Below are 19,611 nucleotides of genomic sequence, written 5' to 3'. Positions count from 1 at the left end.
GCCCGTGCCTCACGCCTGCCCGACGCTGTGGCCGGCACCACGACCGCGGCGACCCCGCGCGGCGGGAGGATCGACGACCCCCACATCCTCGCCGAGGGCCGGGTCGCCGGCGCCGTCGGTCTGGTCGGCGCAGCGTTCGGCCAGTTCCCGGATCGCCCCGCGGATCTCCGGATCGCGGATGTTCTGGAAATAGCGGGCGAGCATCAGCGCCTCGCGGGAGCGCAGCGTGCCCTCCGACTCCTCCGTCTGCGGGCTGACGGTTCCCGCCTCCTGCGCGGCGTGGCGTTCCTCCAGCCCCTCGAAGAAGACGGACACCGGGACCCGGAAGAATTGCGCCAGCTTGAACAGCCGGCTGGCCGAAACCCGGTTGAAACCGCGCTCGTACTTCTGAAGCTGCTGGAAGGTCAGGCCCAGAGCCGACGCAACGTCGCTCTGGCTCAAGCCGGCGAGCATGCGCAACTCGCGCAGGCGCTGCCCAACAAACACATCGACCTCGTTGAGGCCTTCCTTCTTCTCACGTCCGCGTCTTTTCACGGCATTCCCCCATCGGCAACGGTGGCAAAGCTCCATGTCGCGCGAAGCAACATTCGGTTTTGCGTTGGAAAGATTCCGACGTGCTTGTGCCACGATCTTTTTGGTATCGGACAAGCGACCATTGCAACTCAGCTATGACTTCGAAGTCGGAAAGTCAACCACCGCTGCGATATTTACTACCTACGTCCAAACAAACCCTAGAAAGAGAAGGGGTATATGCGCGCAGATCATTCTTTCTTTCGAGGTAATTTTTAATTGCTTACCTCGGAAACAATCGAAATGCCGCGCCTTTACGGAGAGAGGCCGCTCCACTTCTCGCCCGCTGGTCGGCAAAGGAGCGTTGCCGGCGCGCATCGGTAGGCACATTTTGCCGGGCACTGGGCAATTTCTGCCCATGAATTAACGCTCTCTTCATCAAGACGGCCCAGCATGCGCGCTTGAGGCAAGGACCGGCGCGGTTTTTGCAAATTCCTTATTTTGCGTCTGCGAAATCAAGAACTTCCCGGAGATCACCGGGGCATTCGATCGGGGACTAGCGCGTGAACAACTTTCTGCAGACCTTGCGCAATCTGGGTCCCGCGCGCCTGGCCGCCATCGGCGGCGTCGGCCTGCTCCTGATCGGATTCTTCGTCTATCTGATGACGCGCCTCTCCACCCCGGAGATGGAGCTTCTCTACGCCGAACTCCAGCCCACCGAAGCCGCGGCCATCGCCAAGAAGCTGGAGGAGGCCAAGGTCCCATTCACGGTGGACAAGACCGGCACGAAGATCATGGTCGCCGCCGAGCAGGTCGGGCCGACCCGCATGCGGATGGCCGCCGCCGGCCTGCCGTCGGGCGGCTCCATCGGCTACGAGCTGTTCGACAAGGGCGAAGGCTTCGGCGCCACCAGCTTCATGCAGAACATCAACCATCTGCGCGCCCTGGAAGGCGAGATGGCGCGCACGGTGCAGACGCTGAACGGGGTGCAGAGCGCCCGCGTCCATCTGGTTCTGCCCAAGCGCGAGCTGTTCGCCCGCCAGCAGAATCCGGCGACGGCCAGCATCTTCATAAAGCTGCGCCCCGGCGCCCAGCTGTCGCGCGAGAACATCCAGGCGATCCAGCACCTGATCGCCGCCTCGGTGCCGAACCTCGACCCCAGCCGGATCTCCATCGTCGACGACAAGGGCACCCTGCTCGCCCGCGGCACCGGCAACGACAGCGCGGACGCCATGCTGGCCTCGGCGGAGGAGAAGAAGGTCGCCTACGAGAGCCGCGTCGCCCGCATCATCGAGGATCTGCTGGGCCGCACCGTCGGCTACGGCAAGGTGCGGGCGGAGGTCTCGGCCGACCTCGACTTCGACCGCATCACCACCCAGTCGGAAATCTTCGATCCGGAAAGCCAAGTCGTCCGCTCCACCCAGACGGTGACGGAGGCGAACGAGAGCCACGACCGCGACCCGCTGTCGCCGGTCACCGTGGACCAGAACCTGCCGACCGCGCAGTCGGGCAACAACGCCGGGCCGATCTCGCAGAACAAGCAGAACCGCAGCGAAGAGACGATCAACTACGAGATCAGCCGGACCACCAAGAACCATGTCCGCGAAACCGGGCAGGTGCGCCGCCTGTCGGTCGCGGTGCTGGTCGACGGCACCTACAGCCTGCCCAAGGACGGCAACCCGGCGGCCTACCAGCCGCGGTCGGAGCAGGAGCTGGAGAGCATCAAGGCGCTCGTCCGCTCCGCCGTCGGCCTCGACGCCGTGCGCGGCGACACGCTGGAAGTCATCAACATGCGCTTCTGGTCGCCGGAGGACGACGTCCAGAAGCCGGAGGAGCTGTTCCTCGGCATGACCAAGGACGACCTGTTCCGCATCGCCGAGATGGTCGTGCTGGGCATCGTCGCCGTGCTGATCATCCTGCTGGTCATCCGCCCGCTGATCACCCGCGCCTTCGAGAAGGCCGACCAGCAGGAGGAGGACGACATGGACCGGCTGCTGGCCGACCAGAGCGGCATGCCCGCCGCGCTGGCCGCGCCGACCGGCGCGCTGGCCCAGGACCTCGCCCTCGAAGCGGCGCAGGCCGACGAGGAGCTGGAGCAGATGATCGACATCAACCGCGTCGAAGGCCGCGTTCGCGCCTCCTCGCTGCGCAAGGTGGGCGAGATCGTGGAGAAGCACCCGGAGGAAGCGGTGTCGATCCTGCGCAACTGGCTGTATCAGGAGAGCTGACGCGATGAGTTCGGTCCGCAAATTCCTGTTCGACGAGTCCTTCGACGTGGACGCGCCGCCACGCCGGCAGCTCCAGGCCGACGACGACTATTTCGACAACATCCCCCTGCCGGAACCGGAGCCCGAACCGGAGCCGGAGCTGCCGCCCGAGCCGCCGCCCCCGGTGTTCGGCGAAGCCGATCTGGCCGCCGCCCGCGCCGCCGGCTACGCCGAGGGCGAGACCGCCGGCAAGTCGACGGGCTACGGAAAGGGCTTCGTCGACGGCAACAACGCCGGCCGCAAGGACGGCTACGAGCAGGCCCGCGTCGAGATCGAGGCCACGGTGCAGGCGCGGATCGCCAACGCGCTGGAAGCCGTCGGCAACGGCGTGCAGCATCTGCTGAACGAGCATTACGCCACCAGCGCCCAGCGGGCCGACCAGCCGGTGCACATCGCGATGGCCATCGTCCGCAAGCTGATGCCGGAACTGGCGCGGCGCGGCGGGCTGATGGAGGTGGAAGGGCTGGTGCGCGCCTGCCTGACCGATCTGATCGACGAGCCGCGCCTGGTGGTGCGCGTCGCCGACGACACGGTGGACGCGGTGCGCGAGCATCTGGATCAGGTGATCGCGGCCCGCGGTTTCGGCGCGAAGCTGATGGTGGTGGGCGATTCCGGCCTCGCGCCGGGAAGCTGCCGGATCGAGTGGGCCGAAGGCGGGGTGGAGCGCGACACCGCCGGCCTGCTCGCCCAGATCGAACGGCGGATGGCCGGCCTGCTGGAGGCGCCGCCGGGCTGAATTCCCCGCGGGTCGGACGGCGCACAGGATTTTTTAAGGTTCTAAGGGCTTCTGGAGACTTCGATGGCCAAGGACAGCTTCTCCCTCGACGAGTTGGACGGCGGCGGCCGCAGCGACATTGCGGAGTATGAGACCGGCCTGGGCCCGGCCAAGGATCTGGAAGCGGTCTATGACATCCCCGTCCAGATCTCCGCCGTGCTCGGCAAATCGACCATGCAGGTCAGCCAGCTGCTCAAGCTCGGGCGCGGCGCGGTGGTGGAGCTGGACCGCAAGGTCGGCGAGGCCATCGACATCTACGTGAACAACCGTCTGGTCGCCCGCGGCGAGGTCGTCGTGGTGGAGGACCGGCTGGGCATCACCATGACCGAAATCATCAAGTCGGACCGCGGATGAGCCTCACACGAGACAGCGCCGAATCGTCCCGCCGGGGTGGGCGTTCGGCCCGGCCGCGCGGCGGGGTGGACATGGCCACGCTGGTCGGTCTGGCGGCCGCCGCCGTGGTCATCTTCGTCGCCATGGCGTCGGGCGGCAGTTTGCGCGCCTTCGTCGACCCGCCGTCGCTCATCATCGTGCTGGGCGGCACGCTGGCGGTCACCACCGCCTCCTTCTCGCTGTCCGACGTGGCCATCGCGTGGCGCGACGCCGGGGCGGTGCTGATCCACCGGACCAGCGACCCGCGCGGCGTGGCCCGGCAGGTGCTGCTGCTGGCCGAGGCGGCGCGGCGCGCGCCGGAGACCCTGCGCAACGTCCTGCCGGAGCTGAAGCACGAGTCCTTCCTTCACCGCTCCGTCACGCTGGTGGCCGAGGGGCTGCCGCCCGACGACATCGAGCGGATGCTGATCGGCGAGGTCGAGGCGTCGGGCGCCGGCAAGGTCAAGAGCGCCGGCGTGCTGCGCCGCGCGTCGGAGGTGGCGCCGGCCATGGGGCTGATCGGCACGCTGGTCGGCCTCGTCCAGATGCTGGGCAGCCTGAACGACCCGTCGAGCATCGGCCCGGCGATGGCGCTGGCCCTGCTGACCACCTTCTACGGGGCGGTGCTGGGCAACGTCGCGCTCGCCCCGCTGGCCGCCAAGGTGGAGCGGACGGCGGAAGAGGACGCGCTCGTCAAGACTCTCTACACCATCGGCGCGGTATCCATCGCGCGTCAGGAAAATCCGCGGCGTCTGGAGATGCTCCTGAACGCCGTTCTTCCGCCTGGAAAGCGGATTCAGTACTTCGACCGGGACTCCGACCGGGGTTCGCCGAGGGGAGCGTAAGATGCGTCTGCTGATCGTTGGAACGTTGGAAGGGTACATCACCGCCGCTGGCAAGATCGCCATGCAGCGCGGGGCGAAGGTGTCCCACACCGACAGCATCGAGGGCGCCCTGAACGCCCTGCGCGCGGCGGCGGGGGCGGACCTCGTGATGATCGACGTCAAACTCGACATCGCGACCTTCATCGAAAGCCTGAAGGCGGAACGGATCACCATTCCCGTGGTGGCCTGCGGCATCGGCACCGACGCCGCGGCGGCGGTGAAGGCGATCCGCGCCGGCGCCAAGGAATACATCCCCCTGCCCCCCGACGCGGAGCTGATCGCCGCCGTTCTGGAGGCGGTGGCGGAGGAAAGCCACGCCATCGTCTGCCAGGACCCGGCCATGCTGGCGACCCTGCGGCTGGCGGACCAGGTGGCGCCCAGCGACGCCTCCGTCCTGATCACCGGCGAGAGCGGCACCGGCAAGGAGCTGATGGCCCGCTACATCCACCGCAAGAGCCGGCGCTCCGACGCGCCCTTCGTCGCGGTGAATTGCGCGGCCATCCCGGAGAACCTGCTGGAATCGGAGCTGTTCGGCCATGAGAAGGGCGCCTTCACCGGCGCCGTCGCCCGCCGGCTGGGCCGCTTCGAGGAGGCCAACGGCGGCACCCTGCTGCTCGACGAGCTGTCGGAGATGCACCCGCGGCTCCAGGCCAAGCTGCTGCGCGCCATCCAGGAGAAGGAGATCGACCGCATCGGCTCGTCGCAGCCGGTCAAGGTCAACGTCCGTCTGATCGCCACGTCCAACCGCAACCTGGAAAACGAGGTCCGCGCCGGCAACTTCCGCGAGGATCTCTATTTCCGGCTGAACGTGTTCAGCGTCGCCATCCCGTCCCTGCGCGAGCGGCCGGCCGACATCCCGATGATCGCCGACCATTTCCTGAAGAAATACGCGCAGGCCAACGGGCTGGGCGAGAAGCGGCTGTCGGACGACGCGCTATTGATGCTGCGCGCCCACCACTGGCGCGGCAACGTGCGCGAGCTGGAAAACACCATGCACCGCGCCGTGCTGCTCTCCAAGTCGGAGACGGTGGGGCCGGACTCGATCATGCTGACCAGCCAGCTGCTCGCTCCGGAAGGGTCGGCGCAGGCGTCCATCCCGACCAACTCTCCGGTCGCCAACCCCTTCGCCGGTCCGGGCGGCACGGTGCCGCAGGCGCCGCGCGGCTATGGCCAGCCGGCTCCCGGCTACCCGACCTCCTACGCGCCGCCGACGGGCCACGCCGCGGGGGCCGCGGCCTACGGCAACGCCGGAGCCTCGTCCTACGGCAACGCCGGAGCGGCGTCCGGCGCCCCCGCCGTCCAGGGCCTCGTCGGCCGCACGGTGGCGGAGGTCGAGCGCGACCTGATCATCGGCACGCTGTCGCACTGCCTGGGCAACCGCACCCACGCGGCGAACATCCTGGGCATCTCGATCCGCACGCTGCGCAACAAGCTGAAGCAGTACAGCGAGGAGGGCGTGCCGGTGCCGCCGCCGGGGGCCGAGGAACGGGCGGCCTATTGATCCGCTGATCGGGGGAAAGGCGGAGGAGCGGCGGCATGGCACTGACCGAACACAATCCGGGGACGCGAGCGGGCGGCGGCAACATGGCCGCGCTGACCGACATGTTGGCCGTCGCCAAGGGAGCGCTGAAGCGCGGCGACATCGTGATGGCGGCCGGCATCATGCTGATCGTCGTCGGGTTGATCCTGCCGCTGCCCCCGATGCTGCTCGACGTGATGCTCGGGCTCAACGTCACCATCTCGGTCCTGATCCTGATGGTGGTGCTGTTCATCGAGAAGCCGCTGGAGCTGTCGGCCTACCCGACCATCCTGCTCATCACCACGCTGCTGCGCCTGTCGCTGAACATGGCGTCGACCCGCCTGATCCTGACGCAGGGGCATGAGGGAACGTCCGCGGCGGGCCATGTGATCGAGGCCTTCGCCGGCTTCGTCATGGGCGGCGACTTCATCATCGGCGTGATCGTTTACGCGATCCTGACGATCGTGAACTTCAAGGTGATCACCGCCGGTTCGGGCCGCATCGCCGAAGTGGCGGCGCGCTTCACCCTGGACGCCATGCCCGGCAAGCAGATGGCCATCGACGCCGACCTGTCCGCCGGCATGATCGACGAGACCACCGCCCGCGCCAAGCGCAAGGAGCTGGAGGACGAAAGCGCCTTCTTCGGCTCCATGGACGGTGCGTCGAAGTTCGTGAAGGGCGACGCCGTCGCCGGCCTGATGATCATGTTCATCAACATCATCGGCGGCGTGTCGCTGGCGGTCCTGCGCTACGACATGCCGATCCTGCAGGCGCTGGACACCTTCACCAAGCTGACCATCGGCGACGGCCTCGTCTCGCAGATTCCGGCGCTGGTCATCTCCATCTCCGCCGGCTTCCTGGTGTCGAAGGCCGGCACGGGCGGTTCCACCGACAAGGCGGTGGTCGGCCAGCTCACCAACCATGTCAGCGCGCTCGGCCTGTCGGCGGGCGCCATGACCCTGCTGGCCCTGATGCCGGGCATGCCGGTGCTGCCCTTCCTGCCGGTGATCGCCGTCGTCGGCGCCGCCGCCTGGTATCTGCCGAAGATGCGCGCCAAGAAGGAGGCGGAGGAGGCGGAGGCCGCCGCCGCCGAGGCCGCCGGCATGGGCGGGCCGGGCGGCGGCGCCGCCCCGGTGGCCGACGAGCCGATCGCCACGGCGCTGGCCATCGACCTGATCCGGCTGGAGCTGGGCTACGGCCTGCTGTCGCTGATCAACCAGCCGCAGGCGGGCAGCCACCGGCTGACCGACCAGATCAAGGGCCTGCGCCGCCAGATCGCCGGCGAGGTCGGGTTCGTCATGCCCGCCGTGCGCATCCAGGACAACCTGCAGCTTCCGCCCAACTCGTACATCATCCGCGTCAAGGAGATCGAGGCGGGGCGCGGCGACATCCGCCCGAACATGCTTCTGGTCATGGACCCGCGCGGCGAGGCGATGAGCCTGCCCGGCGAACAGACGGTGGAGCCCACCTTCGGCCTGCCGGCCATCTGGATCGAGCCGGGCTACCGCGAGGAGGCGCTGTTCAAGGGCTACACGGTGGTCGACCCGTCCACGGTCATCACCACGCACCTGACCGAACTGATCAAGGACAACATGCCCGAGCTGCTGTCCTTCACCGAGACGCAGAAGCTGCTGGACGAGCTGGACAAGGAGCACCAGAAGCTGATCGCCGACGTGGTGCCGGCGCAGATCACTGTGGGCGGATTGCAACGGGTGTTGCAGAACCTGCTTGCAGAACGGGTGTCGGTACGCGATCTTGCGACCATTCTGGAGGGCGTGTCCGAAGCGGCAAGCCAGACCCGCAGCATCACGCAGATCACCGAGCATGTGCGCACGCGCCTGGCGCGGCAGATCTGCGACGCGAACATCAACGAGATGGGAGTCATCCCGCTCGTCACCCTGTCCCCCGAGTGGGAGCAGGCGTTCGCGGAATCGCTGGTGGGCGATGGCGACGACCGGCAACTGACGATGGCGCCGAGCCGGCTTCAGCAATTCATCACTTCGGTCCGCCAAACCTTCGAGCGACACGCCATGATGGGCGAGACCCCCGTCCTGTTGACCAGCCCCCTGATCCGTCCCTTCGTCCGCTCGATCGTCGAGCGGTTCCGGCCGGCCACCGTGGTGATGTCGCAGAACGAGATCCACCCCAAGGCGCGGATCAAGACCCTGGGGCAGATCTGATGCAGGCCATGACGAACCAGTGTGACGGGCGGGGAGCGGGCCGATGCGGCTGAAGTCGTTCCACGCCAAGTCCATGTCCGAAGCCATGCGCATGGTCCGCCAGACGCTGGGCGACGATGCCATCATCGTCGCCACGCGCGAGGAGGACGGCGGCGGCGTTCGCGTGACCGCGGCGGTGGAGGACGACGATCTGCTGATGGCGCAGGCGCGCACGGCCCAGCCGACCCGGACCGCCCGCCCCGTGGTGGTGGTCGAGGAGGAGCCGGAGATCGACGTGGGCGAGGTGGTGGCCGACGTGCTGCACCGCCACGGCGTGCCCGCCGCGCTGGCCGAGCAGTTGATCGACGCCGCCGCCGGTCTGGACACCGACGACCCCGCGCTGGCGCTGGGCGCCGCGCTCGACTCCATGTTCACCTTCAGCCCGCTGCAGGACCGGCGCGGCGGCAACAAGCCGCTGATCCTGGTCGGCCCGCCGGGCAGCGGCAAGACGCTGATCGTCGCCAAGCTGGCCGCCCAGGCGGTGTTCCGCAAACGCTCGGTCGGCGTGATCACCACCGACACGGTTCGCGCCGGCGGCATGGAACAGTTGGCCGCCTTCACGCGTCTGATGAAAATCAAACTGGCGACGGTGGAGGACCCCGACGCGCTCGCGGGCGCGTTCGAGGTCAGCCGCGGCGCCGACGTCGTCCTGGTGGACACCGCCGGGCGCAACCCCTACAACCGGGAAGACATGGCCGACCTCAAGGCCCTGCTGTCCGCCGGGGTGGCCGAGCCGATCCTCGTGCTGCCCGCCGGGCTGGACGCCATGGAAGCCGCCGACATCGCCCAATCCTTCAAGGCGCTGGGCGTGCGGCGGATGCTGATCACCCGTCTCGACATGGCGCGTCGGCTGGGCAGCCTGCTCGGCACCGCGCACCGTTCGCGCATGGCCTTCTGCAACGCCAGCGTTTCCTCCAAGGTGGCCGAGGGGCTGACACCGCTGAACCCGGTGGCCTTCGCCCGCCTGATGATGCCCGCCGAGGACAAGGCGGCGCGCAGCCGGCCCAAGCCGGCGGCCCCCGCCAAGACCAAAGCCGTTCGTTCTTCGTCGAGGACCATCCCATGACCGATCCGGTGTTTCCGGCCGCCCTCAAGAACGTTCACCCGCTGCGCGGTGCCAACGTCATCGCCGTGGCCAGTGGAAAGGGCGGCGTCGGCAAGACGTGGTTCTCGATCACACTCGCCCACGCGCTGACCAAGATGGGCAAGAACTCGCTGCTGTTCGACGGCGACCTCGGCCTCGCCAACGTCGACATCCAGCTCGGCTTCCAGCCGAAGAACGATCTGGGCGCGGTCATCAACGGCGACGTGACGCTGGGCCGCGCGGCCCAGCGCTACACCGAGGGCGGCTTCGACATCATCGCCGGCCGCTCCGGCTCGGGGACGCTCGCCCAGCTGCCGAGCCAGCGCCTGTCCGGCCTGCGCAACGACCTGATGGAGCTGGCGCGCCGCTACGACTGCGTCATCATGGACATGGGCGCCGGCGTGGACCGCACGGTGCGCACCCTGTCCGGCCCCGCCGGGACGACGCTGGTGGTGACGACGGACGAGCCGACCTCGCTGACCGACGCCTACGCCTTCATCAAGCTGACCCACGCCACCAACCCCACCGCCGACCTGCGCGTCGTGGTCAACATGGCGCAGAGCGTGAAGGACGGGGAGCGCACCTACGGCACCATCCTGAAGGCCTGCCAGAACTTCCTGAAGTACAAGCCCGCCCTGGCCGGGATCATCCGCCGCGACCTGAAGGTCCGCGACGCCATCCGCAACCAGTCGCCGCTGCTGACCCGCTCCCCCGCCTCCGACGCCGCGCGGGACGTGCTGGCCATCGCCCAGCGGCTTCTCAACGGCCAGTAAGGCCGGGATGGGGGGCGCCCTTCCACCCCCGGTCGCCGGAACGCCCGCCGCCCCCGCGGCGGCCACCCCCGCGCCCGCCCCGGCGGCGGTCGCCGAGGGCACGGTCAAAGCCCTGCCGGAGCGTCTGCAGGACATCGCCCGCCCGGTGGTGCTGACCGGCACCGTCGTCGGCACCACGCCGGAGGGCCTGACGCGCGTGCGCACCCAGGCCGGCGAACTGCTGGTGCAGACTCCGGCGCCGCTGCCCCCCGACAAACCGGTGACGCTTCAGATCACCCCGGCGCAGGTGCTGCTGGAGCAGGCGGTGGCGACCGACCCCGCGGCCTCCCCCGCCCAAAGCCTCGCGGCGAAGGTGCTGGTGCTGACCCAGGGCACCCCGACCACGGCGCCAACCACGGCACCGACCGCGCCGGCAACGGGTGGACCGGCGCCGATCATCCCCGACCGGACCGGCGCGGCACGGCCCCAGGGCTCGGCGACTCCGGTGGTGATCCTGCCCAGCCCGGCGCCGTCCACGCCGACGGTGGGACCGGCGGGCCAGCCGCTTCCCCTGCTTCTGCCGGGCAGCATCGTTCCGGCGCTGGTCATCGCCGCGGCGCCGAAGCCCCCGGCTCCGCCCGGTTCGGCTCCGCCCCTGCCCGGCCAGCCCACCGCCACACCGGCGGCCCCCGCTCCGCTCTCCGCCACGGACGGCGGCGGCCAAGCTCCGGCACCGGCCGGCCAGCCCAACGCCGCCCCCGCTCTTCCGCAAGCTCCCCCCACCCCCGCTCCGTCGGGAGCGTCGGCGCCGCCTCCCGGCAAGCCGATGCTCGACGCCACAGTGGAATTGGGCGGTGACGCGGCGCATCCCGGCGGCGACCTCACGGAGCCAACGTCGCCCGCGAAGCCGGCCCCCGCGAAGCCCGCCACGGAACCCGTCCTGACCCAGGGCGGCACCGTCGCGCTGAAGATCCTGACCGTCACCCCGCCGCCGGACCAGCCGCAGACCGCCCCGCCGGACGACGGCTTCCCGCCGGCGGACGATCAGAATCCCGGCACCCCGCCGCGCAAGGACGGCGCGCCGGCTCACCCGGCTTCCGCGCCGCCGGCCGCGCCGCAGCCGCCCACCGGCTCTCCCCGCGCCGCCGCCCCGGCCGCATCGCCGGCGATGCCCGGCGCAGACCCCGGCGCTTCCGCGCCCCGTCCGGAGCCCACAGACGGGGCGGTGCTGAAGGGCACGGTGGCCGGCAGCACGCCGCAGGGCCAGCCGATCCTCGCCACCCCGCAGGGCATGCTGGCGCTGAACGTCCAGGCGAGCCTGCCGCCGGGCAGCGCCGTCACCGCCGTCGTGACTGATCCGGCCAAGGCGCTCCAGACCGCGCCGCCCCCGCTCGCCGCGGAGCCGGGGCCGCTGAGCGACCGCGACTGGCCCGCCATGCGCCAGCTCCTGGCCACCCTGGCCGGGGTCGACCGCTCCGCCGCCCAGGCGCTGATCGGCACGGTCATGCCGCAGCCGAACCGCAAGCTCGGCGCCGCGTTGAGCTTCTTCCTGTCGGCGATCCGCGGCGGCGACGCCCGCGGCTGGCTGGGGGAGGACGCCGCCTCCGCCCTGGAGAAATCCGGGCAGGGAAGCCTGCTGTCCCAGTTGGAGCGCGAGTTCCGCAGCCTTCAGCAGCAGGCCGGCGATCCCCTGCCGGGCGACTGGCGCCCCTACACCCTGCCGATGATGGACGCCAACGGGCTGCTGCCCATGAAGCTGCACGTTCACCCCATCCAGCCCGACGAGGAGGGGAAAACCGGCCGCAAGGCCGGCGACAAGGGCAGCCGTTTCCTGCTCGACCTGGATCTCAGCCGTCTCGGCCCGATGCAACTCGACGGGCTGGTGCAGCCCAACCGGTTCGACCTGATCCTGCGCAGCCACACCCCGCTGGCGCCGGAAATCCGCCTGGACCTGATCCAGATTTTCGCGGACAGCATCCGCGCGGTGGGCTACATCGGCGGCCTGTCTTTCCAGTCCGGCGCCAAATGCTGGGTCAAGCTGACCCGCGTCGGGGCCGGCGGCAGCAGCTACACCGCCTGACGAGCCTGGACGCCATGCACCGCCGCGAGTTTCTGACCACCGCCGCCAACCCGGACGCCCGCCACGATTATCTGGTGGAATTGCATGGGGAACCGGCGCCCGGCACCCTCCTGACCCTGCGCTATGTCCCCGACCGTTCGATCGCCACGCCGGACGGCGTCGCCGCGTATCTCGGCGCCCTGTCCGACACCGCCGTGGCCGCCGGACCGGAGGCGCTGGCCATCGCCGTGCTCGACGACCTGAACAACGAGCTGATTCCCCGCTGGGTCGAGGTCACGGTGGAGCGGGCCCGGCCCGTCCCCCTGCGCGTGGTCGTCGAGGACCGCCAGCCTGGCTGGGACAACCCGCATCTGTTCTCCCGGATGCGGCGCGTCTGATCCTCCCGATCCCGTCCCCATCGTCCGGGCGGCACCGCAACACCGCGCCGATCGGCGGCCCTGATCGCTGGCTTTACTCAACCCGCATGCCTTCGGGGTCGGCAGCGTTCAGGTTTCCAGTTCGCTCTCTTCCCGCTGGCGACGCCGGAAACCGACCAGCGCGGTCTCGTCCAGCATGGTGGCCTCCTTGCGCTTGAGCTTCTCCTTCTCGCGCTTCAGCCTTTCCTCCTCGGCCAGCTCGTAGCGCTTCAGCTCCTGGAAGGCTTCGGCCATCTCGTCGGTGGCGACGGCGATCTGGGCCTCCACCTGTCCCATGGACTGGGTCAGCCGCTTGCCGCGTTCCATCGCCGCCTGGATGTAATTGCTGTAGGTGAAGGCGTATTCGACGTTGCCTCGGGCGGTGTCGCGCTCCGCCGCGATCTCCTCCTTCAGCCGCTCGATCTCCGCCTGGAGCCGGTCGGCGAGGTTCTGCAATTCGGCCAGCGCCCTGCGCTTCTCGTCGAGCTTCCATTTCTGGAGGCGGATGATGGTCTTCAGACTGCTCATTCTTGCGGCGGCCACTGTTCAATGCCGAAGATGGCGGCAAGCTGGGCGTAGCTGTTGTCGAGGTCGGTGGACTCGCGCTTGCCCTGCTTCAAAAACGCCTCCAAGGCCGGCTGGAAATGGATGGCCTCGTCCACCTGCGGGTCGGTGCCCTTGCGGTAGGCGCCGAGGCGGATCATCTCCGCCATGTTGTCGTAGGACGACATCAGCCGCCGCGCGTGGTTGACCAGCTCGTTCTCCATGGGGGAGTTGCAGCCGGGCATGGTGCGCGACACGCTGCGCAGGATGTTGATGGCCGGATAGCGCCCGCGCTCGCCGATTTGGCGCTCCAGGACGATGTGGCCGTCCAGGATGCCGCGCACGGCGTCGGCGATGGGCTCGTTGTGGTCGTCGCCCTCCACCAGCACGGTGAACAGGCCGGTGATGGAGCCCGACCCGCTCACGCCCGGCCCGGCGCGTTCCAGCAGGCGCGGCAACTCGGCGAAGACGGTCGGGGGATAGCCCTTGGTGGTCGGCGGCTCGCCGGCCGACAGGCCGATCTCGCGCTGGGCCATGGCGAAGCGGGTCACGCTGTCCATCATGCACAGCACGTTGCAGCCGGCGTCGCGGAAGGCCTCCGCCACGGCCAGCGTCATGTAGGCGGCCTGGCGGCGCATCAGCGGCGCCTCGTCGGAGGTGGCGCAGACCACGACGCTGCGCGCCAGCCCCTCCTCCCCCAGATCCTCGGTGATGAATTCCTGAAGCTCGCGCCCGCGTTCGCCGATCAGCCCGATCACCGCGACCTCCGCTCCGGAGAAGCGGGCGAGCATCGACATCACCGACGACTTGCCGACGCCGGAGCCGGCGAAGATGCCCATGCGCTGGCCGCGGCAACAGGTGAGGAAGGCGTTGATGGCGCGGATGCCCAGGTCCAGCTTCTCGCCCACCCGGGCACGGGAATGGGCGGGCGGCGGGTTGTTGCGGATGGGAACGCCGTGCGTCCCCTTGGGCAGCGGCCCCTTGCCGTCCACCGGCTCGCCCAGCGCGTTGATGACGCGGCCGAGCCACGCCTCCGTCGGGAAGACCATGGGCTGGCTGTCCGACACCAGCGCGCGGCAGCCCAGCCCCACCCCGTCGATGGAGCCGAAGGGCATCAGCAGCGCGCGGCCCTGGCGGAAGCCGACCACCTCGCAGGGGACCTGCCGGCCGTCGCGGGATTCGACGATGCAGCGGCCGCCGACCGACAATTCCTTTTCGATCCCCCCGACCTCGACCAGCAGGCCGAGCACGGCGGTCACCCGCCCGAACCGGCTGCAGCCGGAGACGGACTCGATTTCCTGGAGGATGCGGGCGACGTCGGCGGGCACGGTCTTGCGGGTTCGCGAACGGGAATGGGACGGGTGAGCCGGGCGCGGGCGGCGCAATTCGCGGTGGGCACGGGGTCCGCCGCCATGCCGCCCGCGTCATGCTCGTCCAAAAACATTAACGTTAAATGAAGTGCTATGCCTCTGGCGTTAAGCTGAATCGTCTGTTAACTTGTGTAAACGGACGCGCCGATCTGTTAAGGGAATTGGTTAAGGAACTGCGGGAAAGCAACGCCGCATCGGAAGCCAGAAACGCGCCATCTAACATCGGGATATCGCCATGAGGGTTCTGCTGGTCGAAGACGACTCCTCCACGGCCAAGAGCATCGAACTGATGCTCCAGTCGGAAGGCTACATCGTCGACTCTACCGACCTCGGTGAGGATGGGCTCGAAATCGGCAAGCTGTACGATTACGACATCATCATCCTCGATCTGATGCTGCCGGACATCGACGGATACGAGGTGCTGCGCCGTCTGCGCGCCGCCCGTGTGACCACGCCGATCCTCATTCTTTCCGGCCTGTCGGAGCTGGACCACAAGATCAAGGGCCTGGGTTTCGGTGCCGACGACTACCTGACCAAGCCCTTCGACAAGCGCGAGCTGATCGCCCGCATCCAGGCCATCGTCCGCCGCTCCAAAGGCCATTCCGACAGCATCATCCGCACCGGCCGCCTGACCGTGAACCTGGACACCCGCACGGTGGAGGTGGACAACCAGCCGCTCCACCTGACCGGCAAGGAATACGGCATCCTGGAGCTGCTGTCGCTGCGCAAGGGCACGACCCTGACCAAGGAGATGTTCCTGAACCATCTCTACGGCGGCATGGACGAGCCGGAACTGAAGATCATCGACGTCTTCGTCTGCAAGCTGCGCAAGAAGCTGGCCGCGGCGACCCAGGGCGACAATTACATCGAGACGGTGTGGGGCCGCGGCTATGTGCTGCGCGACCCGCACGAGGACGCGTCCCCGATCCCGCGCGTCCCCCACCAGCAGGCGCAGGCGGCCGGCTGACCGCCGACCGCCCGTCACCGTCAACGTTCGTTCATCCCGGTAAACGGCGGGCTCGGGCCCGCCGCCATCCGCGCTCACCCCTGCCAGAACGCCTTGTCGGTTTCACGGCGGGCGTCCGCACGGCTCAACCCGACATCACGCAGCAGATGGTCGTCCAGCGCCGCCAGGGAGCGGCGCTGCCGGTGGCGCTCGATCATTCCCAGCACCTCGCCGAACGCCCGCTCGGCAAACCGCCGTGCGCCGCCGAGAGACACCATGCCCCGGTCTGTGGAAACGGCGCCCAGCGCTCTCCTGCTCATGATCCGACACTCCGCTTGATGGCTTCCCTCCCCTAGGAATGCACCCGGATGCGGCTTGTCCGCAAAGGATGCTTTCTCTAACCTGCATGAGAGAATTTCATGCGGCCGGGCAACAATCCGGCGGATGCGGACCCATGCAGATCCCTCCCCTCAACGGCCTGCGCGCCTTCGAAGCGGCGGCGCGCCATCTCAGCTTCACCCGTGCGGCGGAGGAGCTGAACGTCACCCAGAGCGCGATCAGCCACCAGATCCGCACGCTGGAGGACCGCCTGGGCATCCGGCTGTTCCGCCGGCTGAATCAAGCTCTGGTCCTGACCGACGCCGGCCAGCTTCTGCTGCCCAGCGTGCGCGACGCCTTCGCGCGGCTGGCGACCGGGCTGGAGCGGGTGATGGAGCATGAGCGCTCCGGCGTGCTGACGATGAGCGTCTCGCCCTCCTTCGCCAGCCGCTGGCTGATGAGCCGCATCGGACGCTTCCGCGCCCGCCACCCGGAAATCCATCTGCGCATCAGCGTCAGCCAGCACGAGATCGATTTCGAGCGCGAGGCCGACATCGACATCGGGCTTCGCCATGGCCTGGGAGTGTGGGAAGGGTTGCGGGCCGACCGTTTCCTCGACGACGCGGTGTTCCCCGTGTGCAGCCCGGCCCTGCTGCAGGGGCCGACGCCGCTGCGGCAGCCGGCCGACCTGCGCCATCATGTGCTGGTCGAGGAAACCGGCCACAGCTATTGGGCGACGTGGCTGGCCATGGCCGGGCTCGGCGACCTGAAGCCAAGCTCCGAAATGGTCTTCGACGAGATCGGCATCGCCATCGAAGCCGCGGAGAACGGCCAGGGCATCGCGATGGCCCGCGGCACCCTGGTCCAGGAGGAGCTGGCGAGCGGGCGGCTGACCCGGCTGTTCGACCTCGCCCTGCCGGGGGACTTCGGCTACTACCTCGTCTGCCCGGAGGTCACCGCCGACCGGCCGAAGATCGCCGCCTTCCGCCGCTGGATCATGGAGGAAGGCGCCGCCGACCGTCTCACCGTCACGCCGCCCTGATCAGACTGCCTTGATCAGGTTGCCCTGATCAGACTGCCGTGAGTCACACGGCCGCCTTGAGTCCGCCCGGCACCTGGAAGCCGCCCAGGCTGTAGAGGCCGCGCTGCCCATCCACCGGCTTGAAGCGGTCGGTGATGCCCAGCACGGTTTCCGCACCGCCCAGATAAAGCACGCCATCCTGCGGCATCTGGCGGGCGATCGCCTCCAGCACCTTGGTCTTGGTCGGCTGGTCGAAATAGATCAGCACGTTCCGGCAGAACACGATGTCGAACTGCCCCAGGCCGGACAGGTCGCCCAGCAGGTTGAACTCGCGGAACGAGACCATCTGGCGAAGCTGCTGGCTGATCTGCCACTTGTCGCCCTGCTGCTTGAAATGCTTCACCAGCATCTGGATCGGCAGGCCGCGCTGCACCTCGAACTGGGTGTAGATGCCCGACTTGGAGCGCTCCACCATCTCCGCCGAAATGTCGGTGCCGACGATCTCGATCCGCCAGCCGGCGAGTTTCGCCGCGTCGTCGTTCAGCAGCATGGCCAGCGAGTAGGCCTCCTGCCCGGACGAGCAGGCCGCCGACCAGATGCGGATCGACCGCTTGGCGGACCGCGCCTCCAGCAGCCTCGGCAGGACGATCTGTTTGAACTGGTCGAAGGGCTTCTGGTCGCGGAAGAAGGACGACTCGTTGGTCGTCATCGCCTCCGTGATGTCGCGCAGCAGCGCTTCGTCCTTGCGCGTCCGCACGGTGGAGGCCAGCTCCTCCAGCCCCTTCATGTTCCACTTGCGCGCCACCGGCATCAGCCGGGATTCGAGCAGGTAGGCCTTGTCCCGGGTCAGGACCAGACCGGAACGCTGCTTGAGCAGCGTGGAGAACATGTCGAAATCTTCGACTCTCATGCTGCCCTCGATGCGAACTTGCGGATGTAGGGACCGATTTCCTTGAGCGGCAGCACCGCGGAGCAGATGCCCGCCTGCGCGACGGCGCCCGGCATGCCCCACACGACGCTGGACGCCTCGTCCTGCGCGATCAGGGTGCCGCCGGCGTTCACCACCTCGGTGCAGCCCTTCAGCCCGTCCTGCCCCATGCCGGTCAGGATGCAGGCCAGGACCTTGCGTCCGCCGAAGGCGCGCAGGATGGACCGCATCATCGGGTCCACCGCCGGACGGCAGAAGTTCTCGGGTGGGTCCTTGGTCAGCGAAATCACGTTGGCGCCCGCGCGCTGGGTCACCAGCATGTGGAAGTCGCCCGGCGCGATGTAGCAACGTCCCGGCACGACCGGCTCGCCGTCCTTCGCCTCCTGGGCGTTCAGCCCGCACTGGCGGGTGATGTGTTCGGCCAGGATGGTGGTGAAGGTCGCCGGCATGTGCTGGGTGATCAGGATCGGCTGGGTGACGCCGGTCTTCAGATGGGCGAGCACCTCGAACAGCGCCTGCGGGCCGCCCGTGGAGCTGCCGATGGCGATCACGTCCGGCTTCACCTGGCCGGCGGAGCCGACGGCGGGGGCTGGGCGCAGCGTGACGGGCGGCGGCTCGCGCTTCAGGAAGGCGGCGGGCACCGGGGTCAGCGGGCGCAGCTCGCCGCGGGTGCGCGAACCGGCGCGGCGCGCGGCGGCGCCCAGCGCCTTGACCTTCGACACCAGCTCGCGCTTGAAGGCGTCCGCCCCGCCGATCTCGCGGGTGGAGGTCGGCTTGGGGATGTAGTCGGCCGCCCCCGCGGACAGGCAGCGCATGGAGATGTCGGCCCCGCGCAACGTCAGCGTGGAGGCCATGATGATCTTCACCTGCGGCGCCACCGCCAGCAGCTTCGGGATGGCGGTCAGGCCGTCCATCACCGGCATCTCGATGTCGAGGACGATGACGTCGAGCGAATTGCGCTGCAGGGCGTTGACCGCCATCTGGCCGTCGCCGACCGACGCGACCACGCGGATTTCGGAATCGCCTTCCAGAGCGCGGGTCAAAAGGCCGCGGATCACGGCGGAATCGTCGACCACCATCACCCGGACGGGGTCGCCGCCGGCCGCACCGGCCGGATGCCCCGCCGGTGCGGGGGGAGGAGGTCTGCCGAAACGATCGGACATAACGCAATCAGCCTTTCAGGGTCGGAACGGTGCGCGGTGCGGTGGCCCCGCCCCTCACAGCAGCCCGACCTGCTGGAACTTGGTCTGGATGATGTCGCTGTCGAACGGTTTCATGATGTACTCGTTCGCCCCGGCGGACAGCGCCTCCTGGATGTGGGCGAGGTCGTTCTCCGTGGTGCAGAACACGACCTTGGGAAGATCCCCCCCGCTCATCTTGCGCAGGCGGCGCAGGAACTCGATTCCGGTCATCACCGGCATGTTCCAGTCCAGCAGGATGGCGTCCGGCATCTTCTGCGCGCAGGCCTCCATGGCCTGCTTGCCGTCCTCCGCCTCGGTGCAGGCGAAGTGCAGCTCTTCCAGGATCTTCCGCGCGACCTTGCGGACCACGCGGCTGTCGTCGACGACCAAGCAAACTTTCATGGTGAACGGGCCTCAGGCTTCGCTTTGCACACCGACCGGGGTTTC

Annotated in this window: 19 protein-coding genes; 12 read left to right on the top strand and 7 right to left on the bottom strand. The window is 68.8% G+C overall.

What is annotated here, in order from left to right:
* Positions 1-9 precede the first annotated feature (9 nt).
* A complete protein-coding gene (locus tag ABVN73_RS14580) occupies positions 10-534 on the bottom strand; it encodes a helix-turn-helix transcriptional regulator (RefSeq protein ID WP_353860375.1) in 525 nt (174 codons plus the stop codon).
* Positions 535-1,073: 539 nt separating this feature from the next.
* Here ABVN73_RS14580 and fliF point away from each other — a divergent pair.
* The 10 genes from fliF (at position 1,074) to ABVN73_RS14530 (ending at position 12,839) form a co-directional block, all read left to right on the top strand.
* Entirely contained in the window at positions 1,074-2,738 is a 1,665-nt protein-coding gene (gene fliF / locus ABVN73_RS14575; protein ID WP_353860374.1) for a flagellar basal-body MS-ring/collar protein FliF, read from the top strand.
* A 4-nt stretch (positions 2,739-2,742) separates the two neighbouring features.
* Positions 2,743-3,513 carry a FliH/SctL family protein gene (locus ABVN73_RS14570; RefSeq protein WP_353860373.1) on the top strand — a complete coding sequence of 257 codons (771 nt, stop codon included), beginning with the start codon at positions 2,743-2,745 and terminating at the stop codon, positions 3,511-3,513.
* Positions 3,514-3,576: 63 nt separating this feature from the next.
* Positions 3,577-3,906, top strand: coding sequence for a flagellar motor switch protein FliN (gene fliN, locus ABVN73_RS14565; RefSeq protein ID WP_014198330.1), 330 nt, complete (start codon positions 3,577-3,579; stop codon positions 3,904-3,906).
* Positions 3,903-4,769 carry a MotA/TolQ/ExbB proton channel family protein gene (locus ABVN73_RS14560; protein WP_114858039.1) on the top strand — a complete coding sequence of 289 codons (867 nt, stop codon included), beginning with the start codon at positions 3,903-3,905 and terminating at the stop codon, positions 4,767-4,769. Before fliN ends, ABVN73_RS14560 begins: the two co-directional genes overlap by 4 nt.
* Before the next feature lies 1 nt (position 4,770).
* A complete protein-coding gene (locus ABVN73_RS14555; RefSeq protein ID WP_353860372.1) occupies positions 4,771-6,309 on the top strand; it encodes a sigma-54 dependent transcriptional regulator in 1,539 nt (512 codons plus the stop codon).
* Positions 6,310-6,344: 35 nt separating this feature from the next.
* A complete protein-coding gene (gene flhA / locus ABVN73_RS14550) occupies positions 6,345-8,507 on the top strand; it encodes a flagellar biosynthesis protein FlhA (protein WP_353860371.1) in 2,163 nt (720 codons plus the stop codon).
* A 43-nt stretch (positions 8,508-8,550) separates the two neighbouring features.
* Positions 8,551-9,612 carry a GTPase gene (locus ABVN73_RS14545; RefSeq protein ID WP_188260090.1) on the top strand — a complete coding sequence of 354 codons (1,062 nt, stop codon included), beginning with the start codon at positions 8,551-8,553 and terminating at the stop codon, positions 9,610-9,612.
* Positions 9,609-10,403: a MinD/ParA family protein gene (locus ABVN73_RS14540; protein ID WP_137141838.1), complete on the top strand. Its 795-nt coding sequence runs from the start codon at positions 9,609-9,611 to the stop codon at positions 10,401-10,403. Before ABVN73_RS14545 ends, ABVN73_RS14540 begins: the two co-directional genes overlap by 4 nt.
* Positions 10,404-10,410: 7 nt before the next feature.
* Complete coding sequence (locus tag ABVN73_RS14535; RefSeq protein WP_353860370.1) at positions 10,411-12,462, top strand: hypothetical protein; 2,052 nt, start codon at positions 10,411-10,413, stop codon at positions 12,460-12,462.
* Between the two features lie 14 nt (positions 12,463-12,476).
* The gene (locus ABVN73_RS14530; protein WP_353860369.1) at positions 12,477-12,839 is read left to right on the top strand and encodes a hypothetical protein; all 363 of its coding nucleotides are present in this window, start codon (positions 12,477-12,479) and stop codon (positions 12,837-12,839) included.
* 108 nt (positions 12,840-12,947) lie between these two features.
* Here ABVN73_RS14530 and ABVN73_RS14525 read toward each other — a convergent pair whose 3' ends face one another.
* A complete protein-coding gene (locus ABVN73_RS14525; protein WP_353860368.1) occupies positions 12,948-13,385 on the bottom strand; it encodes a flagellar FliJ family protein in 438 nt (145 codons plus the stop codon).
* On the bottom strand, positions 13,382-14,728 hold the full coding sequence (gene fliI, locus ABVN73_RS14520; protein WP_353860367.1) for a flagellar protein export ATPase FliI: 1,347 nt from the start codon (positions 14,726-14,728) through the stop codon (positions 13,382-13,384). Before fliI ends, ABVN73_RS14525 begins: the two co-directional genes overlap by 4 nt.
* Before the next feature lie 277 nt (positions 14,729-15,005).
* Between fliI and ctrA the strand changes: the two genes are divergently transcribed.
* The gene (gene ctrA / locus ABVN73_RS14515; RefSeq protein ID WP_014198317.1) at positions 15,006-15,737 is read left to right on the top strand and encodes a response regulator transcription factor CtrA; all 732 of its coding nucleotides are present in this window, start codon (positions 15,006-15,008) and stop codon (positions 15,735-15,737) included.
* Between the two features lie 74 nt (positions 15,738-15,811).
* Here the strand turns inward: ctrA and ABVN73_RS14510 are convergent, their stop codons facing one another.
* A complete protein-coding gene (locus ABVN73_RS14510) occupies positions 15,812-16,036 on the bottom strand; it encodes a DUF1127 domain-containing protein (protein WP_353860366.1) in 225 nt (74 codons plus the stop codon).
* A gap of 134 nt (positions 16,037-16,170) precedes the next feature.
* Between ABVN73_RS14510 and ABVN73_RS14505 the strand changes: the two genes are divergently transcribed.
* Positions 16,171-17,076, top strand: coding sequence for a transcriptional regulator GcvA (locus ABVN73_RS14505; RefSeq protein ID WP_353860365.1), 906 nt, complete (start codon positions 16,171-16,173; stop codon positions 17,074-17,076).
* Positions 17,077-17,119: 43 nt separating this feature from the next.
* Here the strand turns inward: ABVN73_RS14505 and ABVN73_RS14500 are convergent, their stop codons facing one another.
* From ABVN73_RS14500 to ABVN73_RS14490, 3 genes are all read right to left on the bottom strand, one after another.
* On the bottom strand, positions 17,120-17,965 hold the full coding sequence (locus tag ABVN73_RS14500; RefSeq protein WP_353860364.1) for a protein-glutamate O-methyltransferase: 846 nt from the start codon (positions 17,963-17,965) through the stop codon (positions 17,120-17,122).
* Positions 17,962-19,062, bottom strand: a complete 1,101-nt coding sequence (locus ABVN73_RS14495; protein WP_353860808.1) for a chemotaxis response regulator protein-glutamate methylesterase — start codon at positions 19,060-19,062, stop codon at positions 17,962-17,964. Before ABVN73_RS14495 ends, ABVN73_RS14500 begins: the two co-directional genes overlap by 4 nt.
* A 138-nt stretch (positions 19,063-19,200) precedes the next feature.
* On the bottom strand, positions 19,201-19,566 hold the full coding sequence (locus ABVN73_RS14490; RefSeq protein ID WP_114860053.1) for a response regulator: 366 nt from the start codon (positions 19,564-19,566) through the stop codon (positions 19,201-19,203).
* Positions 19,567-19,611: the final 45 nt, after the last annotated feature.

This window comes from Azospirillum formosense, from assembly GCF_040500525.1.
Lineage (GTDB): Bacteria > Pseudomonadota > Alphaproteobacteria > Azospirillales > Azospirillaceae > Azospirillum > Azospirillum formosense_A.
Note: the sequence above shows the minus strand (reverse complement) of the source record. Positions and strands in the feature narration are given on the sequence as shown.

What these genes read in the sequence shown, in the direction of transcription:
- ABVN73_RS14570 (WP_353860373.1), top strand. Translation starts at nt 2,743, where the DNA reads ATGAGTTCGGTCCGCAAATTCCTGTTCGACGAGTCCTTCGACGTGGAC.
- fliN (WP_014198330.1), top strand. Translation starts at nt 3,577, where the DNA reads ATGGCCAAGGACAGCTTCTCCCTCGACGAGTTGGACGGCGGCGGCCGC.
- ABVN73_RS14560 (WP_114858039.1), top strand. Translation starts at nt 3,903, where the DNA reads ATGAGCCTCACACGAGACAGCGCCGAATCGTCCCGCCGGGGTGGGCGT.
- ABVN73_RS14555 (WP_353860372.1), top strand. Translation starts at nt 4,771, where the DNA reads ATGCGTCTGCTGATCGTTGGAACGTTGGAAGGGTACATCACCGCCGCT.
- flhA (WP_353860371.1), top strand. Translation starts at nt 6,345, where the DNA reads ATGGCACTGACCGAACACAATCCGGGGACGCGAGCGGGCGGCGGCAAC.
- ABVN73_RS14545 (WP_188260090.1), top strand. Translation starts at nt 8,551, where the DNA reads ATGCGGCTGAAGTCGTTCCACGCCAAGTCCATGTCCGAAGCCATGCGC.
- ABVN73_RS14540 (WP_137141838.1), top strand. Translation starts at nt 9,609, where the DNA reads ATGACCGATCCGGTGTTTCCGGCCGCCCTCAAGAACGTTCACCCGCTG.
- ABVN73_RS14535 (WP_353860370.1), top strand. Translation starts at nt 10,411, where the DNA reads ATGGGGGGCGCCCTTCCACCCCCGGTCGCCGGAACGCCCGCCGCCCCC.
- ABVN73_RS14530 (WP_353860369.1), top strand. Translation starts at nt 12,477, where the DNA reads ATGCACCGCCGCGAGTTTCTGACCACCGCCGCCAACCCGGACGCCCGC.
- ABVN73_RS14525 (WP_353860368.1), bottom strand. Translation starts at nt 13,385, where the DNA reads ATGAGCAGTCTGAAGACCATCATCCGCCTCCAGAAATGGAAGCTCGAC.
- ctrA (WP_014198317.1), top strand. Translation starts at nt 15,006, where the DNA reads ATGAGGGTTCTGCTGGTCGAAGACGACTCCTCCACGGCCAAGAGCATC.
- ABVN73_RS14510 (WP_353860366.1), bottom strand. Translation starts at nt 16,036, where the DNA reads ATGAGCAGGAGAGCGCTGGGCGCCGTTTCCACAGACCGGGGCATGGTG.
- ABVN73_RS14505 (WP_353860365.1), top strand. Translation starts at nt 16,171, where the DNA reads ATGCAGATCCCTCCCCTCAACGGCCTGCGCGCCTTCGAAGCGGCGGCG.
- ABVN73_RS14500 (WP_353860364.1), bottom strand. Translation starts at nt 17,965, where the DNA reads ATGAGAGTCGAAGATTTCGACATGTTCTCCACGCTGCTCAAGCAGCGT.
- ABVN73_RS14495 (WP_353860808.1), bottom strand. Translation starts at nt 19,062, where the DNA reads ATGGTGGTCGACGATTCCGCCGTGATCCGCGGCCTTTTGACCCGCGCT.
- ABVN73_RS14490 (WP_114860053.1), bottom strand. Translation starts at nt 19,566, where the DNA reads ATGAAAGTTTGCTTGGTCGTCGACGACAGCCGCGTGGTCCGCAAGGTC.